This window comes from Argonema antarcticum A004/B2 (assembly GCF_023333585.1).
GTDB classification, from domain to species: domain Bacteria; phylum Cyanobacteriota; class Cyanobacteriia; order Cyanobacteriales; family Aerosakkonemataceae; genus Argonema; species Argonema antarcticum.
On the sequence record NZ_JAIQZN010000061.1, the window covers coordinates 5,513 to 22,692 of the forward strand.

Genomic DNA, 17,180 nt, shown 5'->3' on the forward strand with positions numbered 1-17,180 from the left:
TAAAGCGCAACAACGTACCTATATCAGTTTGTAGGGTGTGTCAGATTTTGAAGATATCGATTTATACAAGATTTTCGACTTTGACGCACTCTACCAATGTACTAGGAAATGGGTTGTTGACGTTTTTCGATTTCGGCAATGGGTAAGAGTAGGGTGTCTTCTATTTCTTGTCTTACTTCGCGGCTGACTGCACAACCGCTATTCAGGCAATCTACCAGCAATTTATTGGCATCGTAATACTGCTTAAGCAATTGTTTCTGATATTCGCTGAACTGCCAATCGTGACCAATATTGCGATGCTCAATCATCACTGCTTTTAATTGAGCAGTCCAGGATTGACCATGATCCTGCCACCATACCTTAAATATTTCTGAGTTTCTACCATCTGTGTCAGGTAGTTGCTGCTTAAGTAGTTTTAATTTACACCTTAATTCAATGTTTCTAGTATAGTTAAGGGCGCGGTTGAGATACGAAATGAGGCTAATATGTGGGTCAGTAGCAACCAGAACAAGGTCGCGGTCAGAAGCGAGGTCGCGAATGGGGTCGAATTTATAGTAGCGGTTAAAGAAGGGGTCGCGACGCCGTTCCTCACTAGAGATTCTGCGGAGGTTAACAAGATCGGAATTGAGAGAGCTATCAAGGGCATAGGCGAGGTCAAAGGCTTTGTCAGGAGGGCGATCGATAGCAAGGTAAAAAGCTCTAACTGCTACTGGTTTATATTTATAGGTAGGATTAATTGAGAGAGATTTTTGACTAACCCACACTAGAAATTGCTGTAATTTCTCATCATTGGCTACGAGAGAATCAGTCCGTTGCTTCATTAAGTGCATTAACTTATCAGCAGGCTGCATCATATCAGCCGCTAGTAGAAATACTTCTCGCCAGCTTTTCGTGGTGATTTGCTTGAGCGAATTTTTTAAGTACTCTGGATTGAAACTATCAATAAAATATTTAGCTGTGAAATATTCATGAAACGTTAAATGAGAAAAAGAGTAAATTCTTTGTGACCGTTCCACTAATAGCCCATGTTGTGATTCAATGGATTTTAGCACCGCCTCACTATCACGCTGCAATGTTGTTTGGTCAGGTCTTAGCATATTGGGTAAATTGCGGAGATAGGTTGCGATAATCAGCTGTATTTTGTCTCGTTCAAAAAAATAATTTCCCTCCTCAAATGTGATGGATGCTACCTGAATAAGCAGCTTTTTCTTACATGACAAAGATAAATAGTAATACCTTCCATCCCGTTGAATCCCGTTATATTCATCCCATCTAATTAGGAGAATATCCAGTCCTTCTTCATATAGCTTTGAACGTTTTGGCGGAAATTCGCCTTTTTCTTGGAAAACTAAACAGGTGAGATTCAGCAAAATCGGTGTGACTGCTAGTTCTCGTATTGGATCATTTTCTCTCAGATTCAGCTTTTCAATAAACCTATTATTTGTTGCTTTTCCCTCTTCTCGATTATTCTTTGCAACTGCAATAAACCATTTTTTTGCAAACGTTTCTACTTGGTGAGAGTCAAAATCTGCTACTTCAACATCTGTAAAATTTTCCTCTGTGAACCTGTACTTTGCAGCAGCAATACGACAGGTGACGATAAACTGATTTTTAAAATATCTTTGGCAAAACTTTCTGATTTCGTCTATCACTTTATCTTCATCAGCTTCGGAAACTTCATCTAATCCATCTAGCAAAATCAAGACACGACCCTGATTAAGTAGGGTTTCTGTTACCGATTCATCGACAATGCCACAATAACGAAATTGTTCGTTATTGATATAGTTAAATAATTTTAATTCGGTTTCACCACTACAATTTTTAGCAAAATCTTTGAGACTGATAAAAATTGGTATTAGGTGCGGCTGAAACTCGCCTAAGTTGCATTTAACAGCTAACCACTTCAAAAATGTGGTTTTACCCGCGCCTGGTTTGCCGAGTACCATCAGCTTAGAGTAACGCTCCACAGCTTTTAAACCTGGTACTCTCTCCTGTCGTCTACTTAGTCCAAGTCTGTCAAACTCATCTGATTCTGGGTTGAAGCCTTGCACCAAGTCAGGAATTTCTCGCCATTGCTGGCTAGTTATTTTTTCTAAGATATTCACATCGGTGTAGATTTCTGTAGTGGCTATGGGCTGTTCGATGTCCAGCATTCGCATGGTGCCGCACTGGTATTGGATTTTGGCGTGGCGCTTTTGGCGGACTTGCTGCACGAGTGCATCGATATCAATATCTTTGTTCTGCTTGTTGTCCTCTGGTTCGGGTTGTCTGGCGGGCTTGGCAACTACCTCGTCCCACTCTAAGTCTAGCTTTTCGCAAATTTGGACAAATATCTGACGATCGACTGGTTTGCCCTTAAAAAAGTTATTCACTGGCTGGCGAGAGATGCCTCTGCTATGCGGGATATTATCTCTTGAGTGCGGTTCCAAAGCGATAAATATGGATACAGCATTTGGATGACCTGTCTGCTAAGCTGTATTATAATAAATACTTATATTGTTTATAGACAAAATAACATATTTTAATAACCCTATCTCTGGGTAAATCTACTAAATAGCAAATTTATTGATATGTTTCACTACGTTAAGTGATAAAGATCACAGACGAATACAAATTGACCGAGTAATCGCAGGGCGCAAGTCCATACGTTGTTTATTAATGGTTTGTGGAGAGTAGTAGAACACTATTACGTGAATATGGACTTTGTTTCTTTGTTTGCAACGATTTTCCTGACCGCCATCTTAACTTGGGTTGTGGAAAGAACTGGTGATGCTCTTTTGAAGATGATTGTGGAAAAGGGAAAGAGCGATTCGCATAAAAAGCGATCGCTTCCTTTCACCCACTTCTACCCATTCCGAACAAGACGAAGACGAAAACAATTAGCTAGTCGTCAACGAAGACAATTAGCCAGTCGCGATCGCGGGAATCAATGATACTGTTGGTAAATTAATTAGCGGTGTCGTCTCCCACACCCGCCTGGGGTTTAAACCCCAGGCGGGCTTTCGCTGCAAACGTTGCTATTGGCTCTGTGTATAATTAAACCCTCATCAATTCGCCAACAGCATCATTTATTCTCCGGCAGGTGCGTGGGACAAAATGCGATCGGCCCAAACCTCTACTAAGTTGTTACCTCTCTATCAAACCAAGCAATCAAATCGGCAACATCGGAAAAATCCAACAATGCCTCACCCAATTCCTCCAATTTATCAACAGATAATCCGCGAATTCTTGCTTCTAAATTAGGAGCAATTCCACCAATGCGACGATTGAGTAGGCGAAGAATTAGAGATGCTTCGCGCTGGCGTCCTTGTTGGAGTCCTTGCTCGATTCCTTGTTCCATCCAACTGGTGACAATTTCCATAACTTCCTCTCCCTCAGATGGTTCAATTGTATTAATCTCAGTTCGGAAAAGCGTTTCCTCCTCTGCATTCAAGCGCAGATAAGTGTCAACAAACCCGGAAATCAAACGCATTCGCGCTCTATCTAGCCTCAAAGTAGCCATCAAGCGCAGACATTCCAATTTCACTCTGGGCCGATCGCACGGCGCTATCTTCATTTTGGCCATTAACGCACTGGCTGCCGGATTTTGGTAACGCAGAAAATCTCGCCAATTCAGCCGATTTAGCTGAATTACCCGATAATTGAACTCCAGCACCTTAAAATCGGGGAAATCAGCCCGATGGAAAGTTGGCTCGGCGCGTTGGGGGATATCGTAGGAAAATAAGGCGATCGGATAAACTGGTAAATCGTGTTTCTCGTACAAACGGGCAAAATAGCGAAACATCCGTTTGCTGAAGTTCCCCACATCCGGGAAAAATAAGTCTATGAAGTCGGGAAAGAAAGTAGTAAGCAGTTCCTTAAACAGTCGATCGTGGTCTATCATCGGCAGATGCCATAGCCAGATGCCAAAATCTTACACCTGTTAAATGATCGATCTTCTCCCACTCTCCCACTCTCCCACTCTCCCACTCCCCCACTCTCCCACTCCCCCACTCCCCCACTCCCCCACTCCCCCACTCCCCCACTCCCCCACTCTCCCATTCCCCACTTCCGTGCATCAGCCCTTGGCAAGATAGAATAAATTCAGCATTAGTTCTCAACTAAGACACGCGAGGAGAACACAGACGCATGGGCAAAATAGTCGGCATTGACCTGGGGACAACTAACTCAGTAGTAGCCGTCATGGAGGGTGGCAAGCCGGTTGTTATTGCCAATGCCGAAGGTATGCGGATAACTCCCTCCGTGGTTGGTTTCAACAAAGAAGGGGAACGCATCGTCGGACAAATGGCGCGGCGGCAAGCAGTCCTCGACCCGCAGAATACGTTTTATGCGGTCAAGCGGTTGATTGGACGCAATTATGCAGAAGTCAATCCAGAGTCAAAGCGAGTGCCATATAACATTCGCAAAGACGAAAACAACAGCATAAAAATCAAGTGTCCTCGCCTGAACAAAGAATTTGCCCCGGAAGAAATCTCGGCAATGGTGCTGCGGAAGTTGGCAGACGAGGCGAGTCGCTACCTGGGGGAAAAGGTGACGGGGGCCGTAATTACGGTTCCGGCCTATTTCAACGACTCCCAGCGACAGGCAACGCGGGATGCTGGGCAAATTGCTGGCCTAGAGGTGAAGCGGATTTTGAATGAGCCAACGGCGGCGGCTTTGGCTTATGGACTCGATCGCCGCGAAACTCAAACTATCTTAGTATTTGACTTGGGGGGCGGTACGTTTGACGTATCTATCCTGGAAGTGGGAGATGGAGTTTTTGAAGTCAAAGCGACTAGCGGCGATACTCAACTGGGCGGTAATGATTTTGATAAAAAAATAGTTGACTGGTTGGCAGAGGGGTTTCTGGAAAAGGAAGGTGTGGATTTAAGGCGCGATCGCCAAGCTCTGCAACGCCTGCTCGAAGCCTCCGAAAAAGCTAAGATCGAGCTTTCGGGCGTTACTGTCACCGACATTAACTTACCATTTATCACCGCTACGCAAGAAGGGCCAGTACACCTGGAAACCACTCTGACTCGTTCCCAATTTGAAAGTCTCTGTACAGATTTAGTCAGTAGACTGCGCCGTCCTGTCAAACGCGCTCTTTCCGATGCCAGCTTAAATCCGGCTCAAATTGACGAAGTGGTATTAGTCGGCGGTGGGACGCGGATGCCGATGGTGGAACAGATGGTTCGCAGCTTGATTGACAAAGAACCTAATCAAAATATTAACGCCGATGAAGTGGTTGCTGTAGGTGCGGCAATTCAGGCCGGTATTTTGGCGGGAGAACTCAAAGATGTGCTGCTATTGGATGTAACTCCTCTGTCTCTGGGACTGGAAACGATCGGCAGCGTGATGAAAAAAATCATTCCCCGCAATACCACAATTCCAGTGCGCCGTTCCGATATCTTTTCTACTGGAGAAAACAATCAAACTTTGGTGGAAATTCACGTTCTGCAAGGGGAACGGGAAATGGCGGCGGATAATAAGTCGCTGGGACGGTTTAAGCTGTTCGGCATTCCCCCTTCACCGCGAGGAATACCGCAAATTCAGGTAGCTTTTGATATCGATGCCAACGGGATTTTGCAGGTAACAGCTCAAGATAAAAGCACGGGTCGGGAACAGAGTATCACGATCCAAGGAGCCTCTACCTTAAGCCAGGATGAGGTGGCCCGGATGTTGCAGGATGCGGAAGAATATGCTGATGCCGATCGATTAAAGCGAGAACGCATTGAGAAACGCAACCGCGCCGAATCTCTCATTACTCAAGCAGAACGACAACTTCGAGAAGTATCGCTCGATTTTGGGATGCAGTTTGCCAACGAGTACCGCTATCGCATTGAAAGCGTCAGCAAGGAACTGCGCGACTATTTGGCCAAAAACGACGATCGCGGGATCGATCGCGCCCAGGCAGACCTGCAAGACGCCCTTTACGAGTTGCAACGGGAAATACGCCTGCGCTTTAGTGAGGAAGAAGATGACTTCTTTGGGTCAATTCGTCGGGCCTTCTCAGGAGACGATCGCGAGGAAGAACGACCGTACTACCCCAGTCGCGATAACGATCGCCCATACTCCGGCGCGGGAAAAGGTCAGTCGTCTCGCAGTAATGCTTCTGAGAGCATAGGGTATGGTAAGCCTCGCAAAGTTTCCGAAAGTAACGATTGGGATGATGATGATGATGATTGGTTGTAATTGGTCAGTGGTCAGTGGTCAGTGGTCAGTGGTCAGTGGTCAGTGGTCAGTGGTCAGTTGTCAGTTGTCAGTTGTCAGTTGTCAGTTGTAATTAATTATTTTTTGACTATTGACTATTGACTATTGACTATTGACTATTGACTATTGACTATTGACTTTTGACCTTTGACTGTTGACAAATAAGTATGCAAAATTTTCGGGATTACTACGAGATTCTGGGCATTGCTAGAGATGCCTCGGCAGAGGAAATTAAGAAGGTATATCGGCGGTTAGCCAGACAGTATCACCCGGATCTCAATCCGGGAAATAAAGCTGCCGAGGAGAAATTTAAAGATATTGGTGAGGCTTACGAAGTTCTCTCCGATCCGAGTAGGCGATCGCAGTACGATCAGTTCAGCAACTTCTGGAACAGGAGAGGGTTCCTCAACAGAAATGTTCGCCAGCCTAAAACCTGGGATAATCGCACTAATGGCGATCGCACTGGCACGCAAGATTTCGATTTCAGTCAGTTTGGCGACTTTAACAACTTTGTCGATCAACTGCTGGGACGCCGCAAAGAAAGCCGGGTGGCAACAGCAGCGCCTCCTCCCAGTAGCAATACAAAAGGGATCTCAGCCGATGCCTTCCGTCCCGGCAACACGAAGACGACATATACAATTTCTGCTCGTGCCAACCGTAAAGATATAGAAGCGCGACTGACCCTACCTCTAGAAAAAGCTTATACTGGAGGGTTAGAACGCATTCGCTTGGAAGATGGGCGATCGCTAGAAGTTAATATGCCAGGTGGGATGGTCACCGATCAGCGCATTCGTCTTAAAGGTCAAGGCGTCGAGGGAGGCGATCTTTACCTAATAATTACAGTATTATCTCATCCCTTTTACCAACTAGAAGGTGCCGATATTCTCTGCCACGTACCAATTACCCCCAGCGAAGCAGTCTTGGGAGGACAAGTACAAGTGCCAACCCTGGATGGTCGAGTTAAAATGACAATTCCACCAGGAGTTAAATCTGGACAAAGATTGCGTCTTGCCAATAAAGGATATCCCGGAGATGATGGCGAACGCGGCGATCAATTAGTAGAAATTCAAATACTCGTTCCCAAAAATCCCAGTTTGCGAGAACGGGAATTATACGAGAAATTGCGGCAGATTGAAACCTTTAATCCCCGTGCCGATTTACCAGTGTAAAGATAAAAGATTCTCATGATGCAGTGTGTGGAGTGAGTACCTTGGATGCCTACCGATGCCCAACTCAGAGGCTTATATCGTCTTAGTTATTGGTTAACGTACATTATGCTTCAGCCAATACATCTTGTCTGTATTGATGACCGAACAAGCAACCTGTATGTTTTGGCTGGAAACACTGAGAATCTTGAATTCCAGATTACGCTAAATGGGGAGGTTTTCTGATGAATCAGGTTAATTACGCTGCTATGTCTGATGAGGAGTTAAGGCGATACTTTCTCCAACATCGTGACGATAAAATTGCTCTTCGGGCATATCTAGATAGGCTCAGTGAGCGTCCGCGCAATATTATCACGACAGTAGACGATCCTGACTTTGATGCTAAAATCCAAGCAGCTATTCTGCGGAAAATGCAAGGGGCCGATCGCAACGGTGAGGCGGCGGTCTAACAAAAGGAGATGGAACAATGGGGCTGACAATACATTACAAATTTAAGTTAGAATCTGCCAGCGCTGTACAAGCAAGGGAAAAAATTATCGCCTTGCGAAAAGTGGCTCTTAAATTACCCTTTATAGAAGTAGGAGAATTGGTAGAAATACAGGGAGAAGAATGTAAATTTGATAAAGAAAATGTTGACGATCCAAATGTTCCTCCATCAGTGAGGGGGATTGCTTCTGTAAGTTTTACCGAATCAAACATTTGAAAACGCATATTTATAGCTAGGGACTAGGGGCTAGGGGCTAGGGGCTAGGGGAAGAAGGGTTTAGAATCCGCCAACGTTTCAGGAATTCAGAATGTCCTAACCGCCAAGGCGGTTGCTATATAACCCTTTACCTTGTGGTAATTGCGTTAAGTTATAACCCTTTGATATATTCCCTCAGTACAGGTGGCAGAGTGTAAAAATTTGCTTGCTGTTCTATCAAACAGCGCCGCGATAAAGATTGCAGCGCGTTTATTAAATCAGACGATCGCATTCTGCCATTCTCTAGCAATTTTGCCAGGTTAACAGGGGCGTTTTCCTTAGCTAATAAGGACATAACTTGTTTTTCGAGTTCGGATATGCGATCGCACTGCTCCTCTAAAACATCTTTCAAATCTTCTGGCAACAATATGGTATCATCTAGTAATAACTCAGTCACGCATCCTCCCAACTCTTGAATCAGAGTCGCAACGCTTTTTAACCATAAAGGGTTGCCTTGGTAACGGTGAATGAGTTCTGAGTAGTTGTCGATTTCTGCTAATCCATAATCTCTCAGTATTTCCCATCCGGCAGCGGTGTCTAAACCAGTAAGTTGTAAAATACGAATGGGAGTATTTTGGCTTTCGATCTGAGGAACTTCTCTCGGTTGTTCCCAACCTATTAACAGAACGCAACTTTGATGGGATAATTTTTTTATCTGTTTGAATAGAGTGCGATATTCTTCGTATCCAGGTTTATACTTTCCTGCCAATTCGCCGCTACTGAAAAGGTTGTGAACGTCATCTAAGACTATTAAACAGCGATATTTTTGTAAATATTTAATTAGCGGTAATGGTTTTTGCTTAGTTGCAGGCGAATCTTGCTTTTCTGACTGCGAGAAAAACTGGATTAGTTTATGTTGAAATTCGTCTAGGGTGTATGATTCGTCTATATTGCACCAAATTACATATTCAAATTCATCTTTAATTTGTTGTACGAGTTGCACAGCTAATGTTGTTTTGCCGATACCGCTGATACCCGTGAGTGCTATTAAGCGACAGCGTTGTTGTAAAATCGATGTGGTGAGGGTGTCGAGTTCGGGAGTGCGATCGTAGAAAGCACCCAACTCCTGCATTTCGCTTAAATCTTGATGTGATGTTTTAGTTTGCTTTGTGTTAGCTGTTTCCTGATTAGGTGGGTGTGAGGTTCGTATATCTGGCGGGTGTCTACTTCCCGCACAAACGTTAAAAGTACTGCTCACTACAACGTCTTGTGCAAAGTTTACAACATTAGAGTTTTGCAATCTTTGCATTGCCGATCGAAAATTCGATTTAGTGACATCCTCCCCTAACTCTTCTGAAAGTATTTCCCATAATTCCGCGCCCACTTTCCTTACACTACTTTCCGAACAGTCAAAATCCTTAGCTATTTGCTTATATGTCTCGCGTTGTATAGTTCCTTGCAGTACCGCTTCTTGTAAATCGTCGAGGTGCTGACCAGTTTTAGCAAATACTATATCATCAGCGAATTTTAACATTTCTTTAAGATTCATCGTGGTTGGTAGATGTGAGCATTTTGTGTATTATAGCGCACATTTTAGTACATTTTAGTACAATTTTCTACATTTTTGCACAAAATTAGATTGAAGAGAGTGAGCTTGGGGAAGAAATGGTGACAAAATTGAACATTTTTGGGGTAGACAAAGGTTTTATTTTTCAGGAATGATGGGAGAAGTATGAAACCATAAATTAAGGATTAAACGCTTGTCGTTTTATACCTTGTAGTCTTGCGATGGAGTTGTGAGATGTTATGAGCCGTAAGGTGAGCCGTAAGGGTATAGTTGCTATCATTATTTACTTAATTGCTTTCATTAGCGTTATATGTGGGATATTTTATTATATTCCAGATCGCCAAGCTGCTATACCTGTTGCACTTTTCGTATTTAGTGGAGTTGGAATATGGTTATTTACACCTATCAGAGAGGACTTGGAAAATTTTGTTAAGAATTTATTTATTAAAAAATCAATTTATAGAATTTGTACGTTTGGGCGTGCAGGAAGTGGTAAAACTACTTTTATAACAACTGCTTTTACGTTTTGCGATACCGCTAAACCTATAATATCGACTGAGAACTTTGACTATTATAATTACAAAGTTCCGTTAGAATTGAGAAACTATATGGACGTGGAAATAGCCGATTACAGAGGACAAAAACCAGGCCAGATAATAAACCACGCTGACCCAGGATTTTTTGGTGCTGAAGGCAGTCGCGTACTTAATGCAATTGTATTCATTGTAGATCTTATCCCTAGAAAAAATGATGAACATGGTAATCCGCTTAATGATGAAGCTCTATTTAATTGGCTTATCGATGGAGATATCATAGATAAAATAAAAGAAAGAGTTTATGAACAAGAGAGCTACATTGGTGACGCAATCTTAGAAATACTTATTGATAGCTTACATAGCAAAAACTTGAAAAGTGTTATTCTGGTGATTAATAAATTAGATTTAATCGATAAATTGATTGATAATGGACATTTAGACATAAGTAATTTTAATGACTCTAAAAAATATGCCGAACATCATTTCAAAAGAATGATTAACAATATTTCTAGAGCTTGCGGAGAAAATAATATTAAATTTTCGATTTTTACAATATGTGGTAAAAAAACAGATGATACTAAACCTGTAATCAACTGTTTATTAAGAGGAGGGAATTGAATATGTCCGAAGAACCACCGAAATATACCGACTCGGGAGAACAGGTAGACTTTAAAGTTACCAAGTCTTATGGACGTGCAAGTAGATCAATTTTAAGCAACAAAGTATATTCTGTAGTTGCTATTGTGATAATTGTTGGTTTAACTTATTTTATGACATTTGCTCAGACAGCAGGAATTAGAGAAAGATTGGAAACAAAGGTAAATGAATCAGAAAAAAGAATAACAGAATTGGAAACGAAAATAACAAACTTAGAAACAAAAGTAACAGAATTGGAAGCAAAAATTAATCAAAAGTCTGCCGGGTCGTCAACGCCACCGAAAACCTCTACGAACCAATAAAAATAATCTTATAATCGATAACAATACGATGATTAAACGGATAGCGATCGCACCAAAAAGAAACCGGGTTTCTGCCATAACTTTTATCTTTTCCAGAGATTTGATTAAGAAACCCGGTTTCTGACTCTCAGGCGATCGCACTACCAAAAAAAGAGCGATCGTCATTAATAGACAGTAAACTTGATTTGAAAGTTTGTTCGTCAGTAAAGCTCCAGACAATCTAAAGTAGCACTATCGATCAGGTCTTGAATTGCCTCTACCCCAGATCGAAGTATTGCTTCCACGTTTATTGTGGGTGTATTGCCACACCGCAGCCAAATCACCTTTGGCGGTGAACCGTAAAGGCGGCTTCTTTCAGCAAAGTCGGCATCTTGAGTAACAATACAAAACCCTTGAATTTTCGCAAATTCCCAAATTTCGCTATCATCTGCGTCTGTAAGCGCGTGAAACTGAACATGGCTAGCATCTGGAAAAATATCAGCCAGACGATTCACTAACTTCCGACTCAAGTTTTGATCGAACAGCAGTTTCAACTTTCACCTACTATAGCAATTAAACGACGTTCTCGATCTGCGGCAAATTCCAGACAAGCTTTAATATCTTCCTCTGTCAACTCTGGAAAGTCATCTAAAATTTCTGCATGGGACATACCAGCTGCTAACCAGCCCAAAACATCGTATACCGTAATCCGCATACGTCTGATACAAGGCTTGCCGCCACGTTTACCTGCCTCAATTGTGATGATATTGCGATAGCTCATGGCTAAGTGAAGTTTGGTATTTATACAGCCAGTTTAGCCTAAAAAACCACTTTTTTCCTGCTCTTTCATGAGTGAGCGATCGCCCTTGACTTGTAGCTTAAGTTAACGCAAGTAAACCCAACCTCTTTTTGCACTCACAATCTTTCCATTTCATCATGACAATGTGATGATTGGAAGGAGAGCGATCGCCTACGACACGCTATGCGATCGGCCCATCAAAAGAAAGAGCGATCGCTTATTGATTTAGACTCACTTTATATTCTGCTCAATGATGAGCAAGTTACGTCTCTTGCTTAAAAAATGAACTCAATAAACTTCGTCATGGCTACCAATATCAATCAGAACAATCTCTTCGACATCAGAATCCGAATATTTCTTGAAATTGAAGACTATTCTACAGTCGTACTCTACAGCACAAGCCCATGCCCCAGATAGCTTACCTTTCAGTTTGTGGGTCTTAAGTGAGGGATGAAATGGATCGTTTACCAATAGTTATAGTCGCTCAGCTATTTTGTCCTCCATTTCAGGTTTTTGGCGGATTAAGGATTTGAAAGCTCGTTTGAACGAAGAGGCTAAGACAAGGGTTCTCATCGTTTTAATTCTGCCATTATATCATTTACTGTGCCTCGGAATACTTGTTCATGCAAATACTCTTCATCGGCACGAACAATATTGAGAGCGATCTCATCTCTCCGTTTTTCTTTAAGTCGTCGCCCGAGCAAATCGATCAGGGCGATTTGTTCGTCATCAGCCATTTCTTCCACTAACTCTACAATTGCATCAAAGCTATAGGTTTTCATTGTCATACTCCAGAAACTCTCCATAATTATAGCTTGCCTGAGAGCGATCTACCTACCAGTATCCTACGCCCTTTACAGATGTAAACCAATGCCTCAAGCGATCGCACCTCATACAAATACCAATAAAATTTTTGCAGACTTTCATAATGCCGATAAAAAAGGTCGTCTTCGTCTGAATTGTGTGGGTACAATAGAAGATTTGAGTTGCCAAAATATTAAGTTGCAAAATGGTCAATTGCTCACCCTCTATAGCGAAGAATTAGAAGCTGATGGCGTGGTGCAATATTCTGAAGAAGAAAGCCTTTGGGTGGCAGTAATTGATTGGCAGCTTCTTAGAGAGGTAGAGGATATTATTCCGATCAATTCTAGCTTACCTCAGAGTGATAGAGCTATATTAATATCCTGACAAGGGAAATAAGTGCTTTAATCGGCCTCGTAAAGTTAATTGACAAAAACGCGATCGCCCTCCCTTATACCTTGGTTTAACGCCAGGAAACCCAACATCTATTTCCACTCACAATCTTATCCATTTCCACCATGACAATGGGATGATTGGACAGAGAGCGATCGCCCTGACAAGAAACCGGATTTCTCCGATCGCTTTTGTCTTTTACACAAATTTATGAAGAAATCCGGTTTCTGAACTCTCACGCGATTGCCTACGGCACGCTGCGCGATCGCACTACCAAAAAAAGAGCGATCGCAAGTGTTTTTTTCTAATGAGCGATCGCCTAAAATAAAAGAGCGCTCGCCCATAAACAATAACCCCCGCACACCAGATGACCCTCAAAGAACAACTCCTCCAAGAAATCGAAGCCTTGCCCAGCGATCGCCTGGCCGTTGCCCTCACCTTGATACAATCTCTACAAACCAAACCTTCTACCACATCTGCTAAATCCTTCCTCGCCCACCTCAAGACGATCGGCACTTGGTCAGGCGACGACCTGCAAGAATGTCTAGAAGCCGTCCAACACTCACGCGGCGAAGCGCAATTTGACTACAGCCCCAATCCCTTCGAGTAATGTTTCTCCTCGACACCAACCACTGTAGCTATGCCATACTAGGCAACATTCAAGTACTCGATCGCCTTGCAAACCTTGGGGATGAGTCAATCGCAAGCTGCACCATTGTCAAAGGAGAACTGATTGACATGGCGGCACGCTCAAGGGCAGCGACAGGCTAATCTTGCCCTAGTTCAACGCTTCCTGATTGGGCTGCTATACATCTACCCCATCGACGAAACCACCGCCTCTCTTTACGGCAACCTCAAAGCCGCAGTCTTCGATCGCTACGCCCCAAAAGATAAAGCCCAACGCCGTAGAACCAACATCACTCAATTGGGCATCGGCGAAAATGACCTGTGGATTGCTGCCGTTGCACTTCAGCATCAACTCACCCTAGTGACAGCAGATGGAGACTTCCAGCGCATTCAAGCAGTTCAGCCATTCAACTTGGAATCCTGGATCTGAACATCGTCAGAGGAAAGGGGACGGCGATCGCACTCCTTAGCAGCAGGCTCCCAAGCGGTGCGATAATTGGACTCATAGCGATCGCAATTAGGCACGAATAGCGATTGCCTACGGCACGCTGCGCGAACGCACTACCAAAAAAAGCGCGATCGCCCTTCCTTATAGATTAGGTTGACCCAAGCAAACCCAACCTCTTTTTTCACTCACAATCTTATCCATTTCCACCATGACAATGGGATGATTGGACGGATAGCGATCGCACTATCTGTCAACTTCTGACAACTTGCACTGCTCGCTCTACATTCAATTCACCTTCAGCTAAAACCTCAGAAGAATTCCGATCAATAAACTCATCTAACAATTCAAAAAACTTATCAAGTGCTTTACTTTCATCCTCCGAATAAAAAAGAATGATGTTAGCCCAAGATTGGCTAGTCTGCACGTTAAATCTTTTTCTTATCCACTCAGGAAATAACATAAAATCGCTGTCTTGTTTCGTTGGCTGTTCTCCCAACTCATGTTTAGCAATGCTGTAACCCGACAAAAAAGCCTGAAGGCAAATAATTGAGTGTCTTCCCAAGTACATTGAAGGAGCTTTTTTGATTGTCTGAATCAGCATATATAAATCCTGCATTATCCACCTCAATATTTTTCCAATAATTGTAAGCTGTGATGCTCAAAATTTCTCTTCTATAATCTTAAAACTTCCCATACCCATTTCCAGAGTAGGAGATGTTAAATTTTGTAGCCATTCCTCCCGATTTACGCCACTACGATCTATATTATCAAAAACAATTTCCTCTCCGTCAATTGTAATTGATATCCCGACATGGTAGCCATTTGTAGCAATTTGCTGCCCTCGTCGTAAATCATAAATTACCGACCAAGGTAGGTCTTGCCTTCCTAAATCAAGCTTGATCTCCTTACCATGCACCTTTCTGATTGTCAATAACTCTTTAATTGCCTGACTACATTCAACACATTGAAAAACTCCATAAAAACTAGCGATTTTAGCTATATCTTGACGAATATCATCTAAACTACTCGGCTCTAAACTCAAAGTGGAAAGTTTACCTCCTACCCATAGATAAAAGTATATCTCAAAATAATTGACTTTCACGCGATTGCCTACCGGACGCCGCGCGATAATGCTACGCATCGCTTACGCGATCGCACCACTAAAAGAAAGAGCGATCGCCCTGACAAGAAACCGGGTTTCTCCGATAACTTTTGTCTTTTACAGAGATTTTATGAAGAAACCCGTTTTCTGACTCTCACGCGATTGCCTACGGCACGCTGCGCGATCGCACCATCTAAACTGAAGAGTGAAATATCACTAATTGGCTGCCCAAAGAATCGAAATATCACTATATTGCTTGAACATTGAATCAGCACTTACAAGCATCATATCCTCAATTTGAGCCTGAGCAATCAACATTCGATCAAAGGGATCTCGATGATGTAATGGTAACGCAGCCGCTCGTAAAGCATGAGGCGATCTAATTTCCAAATACTGGACATCTAACTGCACCATGCGACTAGAAATGTAGCTATCTATCGGTTCTGGCAATGGCAACTTTCCGATCGCAACTTTTATACCTATTTCCCAAATACTAGCAACAGAAAACCACAATTCGTTCCTTTCATCGGCAATATGTGCGTTCGCGCAGCGTGCCGTAGGCAATCGTATCCTCATTCAATCGCTCTGGTTCAGCAAACCACCATAACCAACACTGCGTATCCAGCAAAAGTTTCACTTTTAATCCCCCTCGAATGCTGCCAAAATCTCTTTTGGCAAAGGCTCATTAAAGTCCTCTGGTACAATAAATCTCCCTCGATCTTGCCCTAAACTAGCTCGTCGATTGGAGAAATTACGAAACGGAACCAACTTCGCTATTGGGATAGATCCGTTTGAAATAATGATTTCTTCTCCAAGTTCCACACGCGACAATAGTCCTGAGAGATTTGTCTTAGCCTGATCGATATTTACAGTTTCCATGCTCTTAAAAAACTAAGTCCATAAACTTAGTTTACTCCGATTGTGATAGTTGTGCAAGTTGGCAGCTGACAAGAAACCGGATTTCTCCGATAACTTTTGTCTTTTACAGAGATTTTATGAAGAAACCCAGTTTCTGACTCTCACTCGATTGCCTACGGCACGCTGCGCGATCGCACCAATAAAACAAAGTGCGATCGCATTGAAAACCCATACAGTTAGGTTTCAGATACGAATCTTGCTGATAATTTGGTACACTAAGTACGGTAGAGCCATATTGTTCAGTCCTGAGCAAACGTAGTATATTTGATTGTTAGAGTCTTTAGTTAAAGCTCGGCACAAGTGGTGTAAGTAAAAGCCTGTCCCTGTCCCCCTATGCCTACAGTTTTGCAAGATGGTCCCTATGGATTCATCTTTTTTAGTTCCGATCGGGGTGAACCACCTCACATTCATGTGAAGCGCGATCGGCAACTTGCCAAATATTGGCTCGAGCCAATCACTCTGGAGAAAAACCGAGGCTTTAAAGATCGCGAATTGAACCAGATTGCTAAACTGGTGGAAGAACATCGAACAGTGTTGCTGGATGCGTGGCATGACTACTTTGATACTTGAGACGGAACCAATCGCAAGCCAAGTCAGTGTCACTAATGACAAGCTGATTGTAGACCTGGCTGACGGTCGCAGCATCAGCGTTCCTCTGGTTTGGTATCCTCGTTTGATGCACGCCTGTGCCTCCGAGCGACAAAACTGGCAATTGCTGGGTGATGGCTATGCGATTGAATGGACCGATCTCGACGAGCATATTGGAATTGAAGGGTTGTTAGCAGGTCGGCGAAGTGGCGAAAGTCAGAGGTCGTTAGAGCGTTGGTTATCAACACGCAGCGGTCTAATGCGATAATTGTACCGAATCAGAACTTTTAGCTGTAAAAATCCGATCCATTTCCACTATGACAATGCGATGATTGGACGGATAGCGATCGCCCTGACAAGAAACCGGGTTTCTCCGATAACTTTTGTCTTTTACAGAGATTTTATGAAGAAACCCGTTTTCTAACT

Annotated in this window: 26 protein-coding genes; 15 read left to right on the forward strand and 11 right to left on the reverse strand. The window is 43.0% G+C overall.

The window, feature by feature from the left end:
* Nucleotides 1-101: 101 nt before the first annotated feature.
* Nucleotides 102-2,372, reverse strand: coding sequence for an NACHT domain-containing protein (locus LAY57_RS23060; RefSeq protein ID WP_249069371.1), 2,271 nt, complete (start codon nucleotides 2,370-2,372; stop codon nucleotides 102-104).
* Nucleotides 2,373-2,648: 276 nt separating this feature from the next.
* Here LAY57_RS23060 and LAY57_RS23065 point away from each other — a divergent pair, with 276 nt between their 5' ends.
* Nucleotides 2,649-2,933: a hypothetical protein gene (locus LAY57_RS23065; protein WP_249069379.1), complete on the forward strand. Its 285-nt coding sequence runs from the start codon at nucleotides 2,649-2,651 to the stop codon at nucleotides 2,931-2,933.
* A gap of 185 nt (nucleotides 2,934-3,118) precedes the next feature.
* Here LAY57_RS23065 and LAY57_RS23070 read toward each other — a convergent pair whose 3' ends face one another.
* Nucleotides 3,119-3,883, reverse strand: coding sequence for a DUF4351 domain-containing protein (locus tag LAY57_RS23070; RefSeq protein WP_249069382.1), 765 nt, complete (start codon nucleotides 3,881-3,883; stop codon nucleotides 3,119-3,121).
* 43 nt (nucleotides 3,884-3,926) lie between these two features.
* Here LAY57_RS23070 and LAY57_RS23075 point away from each other — a divergent pair, with 43 nt between their 5' ends.
* The 6 genes from LAY57_RS23075 (at nucleotide 3,927) to LAY57_RS23095 (ending at nucleotide 8,058) form a co-directional block, all read left to right on the forward strand.
* Entirely contained in the window at nucleotides 3,927-4,076 is a 150-nt protein-coding gene (locus tag LAY57_RS23075) for a hypothetical protein (RefSeq protein WP_249069384.1), read from the forward strand.
* A 52-nt stretch (nucleotides 4,077-4,128) separates the two neighbouring features.
* Nucleotides 4,129-6,171, forward strand: coding sequence for a molecular chaperone DnaK (gene dnaK, locus LAY57_RS23080; protein ID WP_249069391.1), 2,043 nt, complete (start codon nucleotides 4,129-4,131; stop codon nucleotides 6,169-6,171).
* A 185-nt stretch (nucleotides 6,172-6,356) separates the two neighbouring features.
* On the forward strand, nucleotides 6,357-7,358 hold the full coding sequence (locus tag LAY57_RS23085) for a DnaJ C-terminal domain-containing protein (RefSeq protein ID WP_249069393.1): 1,002 nt from the start codon (nucleotides 6,357-6,359) through the stop codon (nucleotides 7,356-7,358).
* A 45-nt stretch (nucleotides 7,359-7,403) separates the two neighbouring features.
* Nucleotides 7,404-7,580 carry a DUF6888 family protein gene (locus LAY57_RS36595; RefSeq protein WP_420839121.1) on the forward strand — a complete coding sequence of 59 codons (177 nt, stop codon included), beginning with the start codon at nucleotides 7,404-7,406 and terminating at the stop codon, nucleotides 7,578-7,580.
* Nucleotides 7,580-7,804: a DUF6887 family protein gene (locus tag LAY57_RS23090; RefSeq protein WP_249069396.1), complete on the forward strand. Its 225-nt coding sequence runs from the start codon at nucleotides 7,580-7,582 to the stop codon at nucleotides 7,802-7,804. Before LAY57_RS36595 ends, LAY57_RS23090 begins: the two co-directional genes overlap by 1 nt.
* Nucleotides 7,805-7,821: 17 nt before the next feature.
* Nucleotides 7,822-8,058: a hypothetical protein gene (locus LAY57_RS23095; RefSeq protein WP_249069398.1), complete on the forward strand. Its 237-nt coding sequence runs from the start codon at nucleotides 7,822-7,824 to the stop codon at nucleotides 8,056-8,058.
* Between the two features lie 151 nt (nucleotides 8,059-8,209).
* On the opposite strand, the gene LAY57_RS23100 is transcribed toward LAY57_RS23095, so the two are convergent.
* A complete protein-coding gene (locus LAY57_RS23100) occupies nucleotides 8,210-9,586 on the reverse strand; it encodes a helix-turn-helix domain-containing protein (RefSeq protein ID WP_249069400.1) in 1,377 nt (458 codons plus the stop codon).
* 257 nt (nucleotides 9,587-9,843) lie between these two features.
* Between LAY57_RS23100 and LAY57_RS23105 the strand changes: the two genes are divergently transcribed.
* Nucleotides 9,844-10,758 carry a hypothetical protein gene (locus tag LAY57_RS23105; protein ID WP_249069401.1) on the forward strand — a complete coding sequence of 305 codons (915 nt, stop codon included), beginning with the start codon at nucleotides 9,844-9,846 and terminating at the stop codon, nucleotides 10,756-10,758.
* A gap of 2 nt (nucleotides 10,759-10,760) precedes the next feature.
* Nucleotides 10,761-11,099 carry a prefoldin domain-containing protein gene (locus LAY57_RS23110; protein ID WP_249069403.1) on the forward strand — a complete coding sequence of 113 codons (339 nt, stop codon included), beginning with the start codon at nucleotides 10,761-10,763 and terminating at the stop codon, nucleotides 11,097-11,099.
* A gap of 200 nt (nucleotides 11,100-11,299) precedes the next feature.
* On the opposite strand, the gene LAY57_RS23115 is transcribed toward LAY57_RS23110, so the two are convergent.
* From LAY57_RS23115 to LAY57_RS23125, 3 genes are all read right to left on the reverse strand, one after another.
* Nucleotides 11,300-11,632 (reverse strand): DUF5615 family PIN-like protein, encoded by a 333-nt coding sequence (locus LAY57_RS23115; RefSeq protein ID WP_249069405.1) that lies wholly within the window; start codon nucleotides 11,630-11,632, stop codon nucleotides 11,300-11,302.
* Nucleotides 11,629-11,859, reverse strand: a complete 231-nt coding sequence (locus LAY57_RS23120) for a DUF433 domain-containing protein (protein WP_249069407.1) — start codon at nucleotides 11,857-11,859, stop codon at nucleotides 11,629-11,631. The genes LAY57_RS23115 and LAY57_RS23120 overlap by 4 nt, the downstream gene beginning before the upstream one ends.
* Before the next feature lie 587 nt (nucleotides 11,860-12,446).
* The gene (locus tag LAY57_RS23125; protein WP_249069409.1) at nucleotides 12,447-12,659 is read right to left on the reverse strand and encodes a hypothetical protein; all 213 of its coding nucleotides are present in this window, start codon (nucleotides 12,657-12,659) and stop codon (nucleotides 12,447-12,449) included.
* A gap of 88 nt (nucleotides 12,660-12,747) precedes the next feature.
* On the opposite strand from LAY57_RS23125, the gene LAY57_RS23130 reads away from it, so the two are divergent.
* Nucleotides 12,748-13,065: a hypothetical protein gene (locus LAY57_RS23130; RefSeq protein ID WP_249069410.1), complete on the forward strand. Its 318-nt coding sequence runs from the start codon at nucleotides 12,748-12,750 to the stop codon at nucleotides 13,063-13,065.
* Nucleotides 13,066-13,181: 116 nt separating this feature from the next.
* Here LAY57_RS23130 and LAY57_RS23135 read toward each other — a convergent pair whose 3' ends face one another.
* A complete protein-coding gene (locus LAY57_RS23135) occupies nucleotides 13,182-13,415 on the reverse strand; it encodes a hypothetical protein (RefSeq protein ID WP_249069412.1) in 234 nt (77 codons plus the stop codon).
* A 23-nt stretch (nucleotides 13,416-13,438) separates the two neighbouring features.
* Here LAY57_RS23135 and LAY57_RS23140 point away from each other — a divergent pair, with 23 nt between their 5' ends.
* Together LAY57_RS23140 and LAY57_RS23145 are read left to right on the forward strand one after the other, a co-directional pair.
* Nucleotides 13,439-13,681 (forward strand): hypothetical protein, encoded by a 243-nt coding sequence (locus LAY57_RS23140; RefSeq protein ID WP_249069415.1) that lies wholly within the window; start codon nucleotides 13,439-13,441, stop codon nucleotides 13,679-13,681.
* A gap of 123 nt (nucleotides 13,682-13,804) precedes the next feature.
* Complete coding sequence (locus LAY57_RS23145) at nucleotides 13,805-14,128, forward strand: PIN domain-containing protein (RefSeq protein ID WP_249069417.1); 324 nt, start codon at nucleotides 13,805-13,807, stop codon at nucleotides 14,126-14,128.
* A 268-nt stretch (nucleotides 14,129-14,396) separates the two neighbouring features.
* Here the strand turns inward: LAY57_RS23145 and LAY57_RS23150 are convergent, their stop codons facing one another.
* From LAY57_RS23150 to LAY57_RS23165, 4 genes are all read right to left on the reverse strand, one after another.
* Complete coding sequence (locus tag LAY57_RS23150) at nucleotides 14,397-14,762, reverse strand: hypothetical protein (protein ID WP_249069418.1); 366 nt, start codon at nucleotides 14,760-14,762, stop codon at nucleotides 14,397-14,399.
* A gap of 42 nt (nucleotides 14,763-14,804) precedes the next feature.
* A complete protein-coding gene (locus tag LAY57_RS23155) occupies nucleotides 14,805-15,287 on the reverse strand; it encodes a papain fold toxin domain-containing protein (RefSeq protein ID WP_249069420.1) in 483 nt (160 codons plus the stop codon).
* 177 nt (nucleotides 15,288-15,464) lie between these two features.
* Nucleotides 15,465-15,824 (reverse strand): type II toxin-antitoxin system VapC family toxin, encoded by a 360-nt coding sequence (locus LAY57_RS23160; RefSeq protein WP_249069422.1) that lies wholly within the window; start codon nucleotides 15,822-15,824, stop codon nucleotides 15,465-15,467.
* Nucleotides 15,825-15,887: 63 nt separating this feature from the next.
* Nucleotides 15,888-16,127 carry a type II toxin-antitoxin system Phd/YefM family antitoxin gene (locus LAY57_RS23165; protein WP_249069424.1) on the reverse strand — a complete coding sequence of 80 codons (240 nt, stop codon included), beginning with the start codon at nucleotides 16,125-16,127 and terminating at the stop codon, nucleotides 15,888-15,890.
* Nucleotides 16,128-16,185: 58 nt separating this feature from the next.
* Between LAY57_RS23165 and LAY57_RS23170 the strand changes: the two genes are divergently transcribed.
* The 3 genes from LAY57_RS23170 to LAY57_RS23180 all read left to right on the forward strand — a co-directional run bounded on the left by LAY57_RS23170 (nucleotide 16,186) and on the right by LAY57_RS23180 (nucleotide 17,022).
* Nucleotides 16,186-16,425 (forward strand): hypothetical protein, encoded by a 240-nt coding sequence (locus LAY57_RS23170; RefSeq protein ID WP_249069425.1) that lies wholly within the window; start codon nucleotides 16,186-16,188, stop codon nucleotides 16,423-16,425.
* Nucleotides 16,426-16,499: 74 nt separating this feature from the next.
* Nucleotides 16,500-16,736 carry a DUF4160 domain-containing protein gene (locus LAY57_RS23175; protein WP_249069426.1) on the forward strand — a complete coding sequence of 79 codons (237 nt, stop codon included), beginning with the start codon at nucleotides 16,500-16,502 and terminating at the stop codon, nucleotides 16,734-16,736.
* Nucleotides 16,717-17,022, forward strand: a complete 306-nt coding sequence (locus tag LAY57_RS23180; protein WP_249069427.1) for a DUF2442 domain-containing protein — start codon at nucleotides 16,717-16,719, stop codon at nucleotides 17,020-17,022. Before LAY57_RS23175 ends, LAY57_RS23180 begins: the two co-directional genes overlap by 20 nt.
* Nucleotides 17,023-17,180 lie beyond the last annotated feature (158 nt).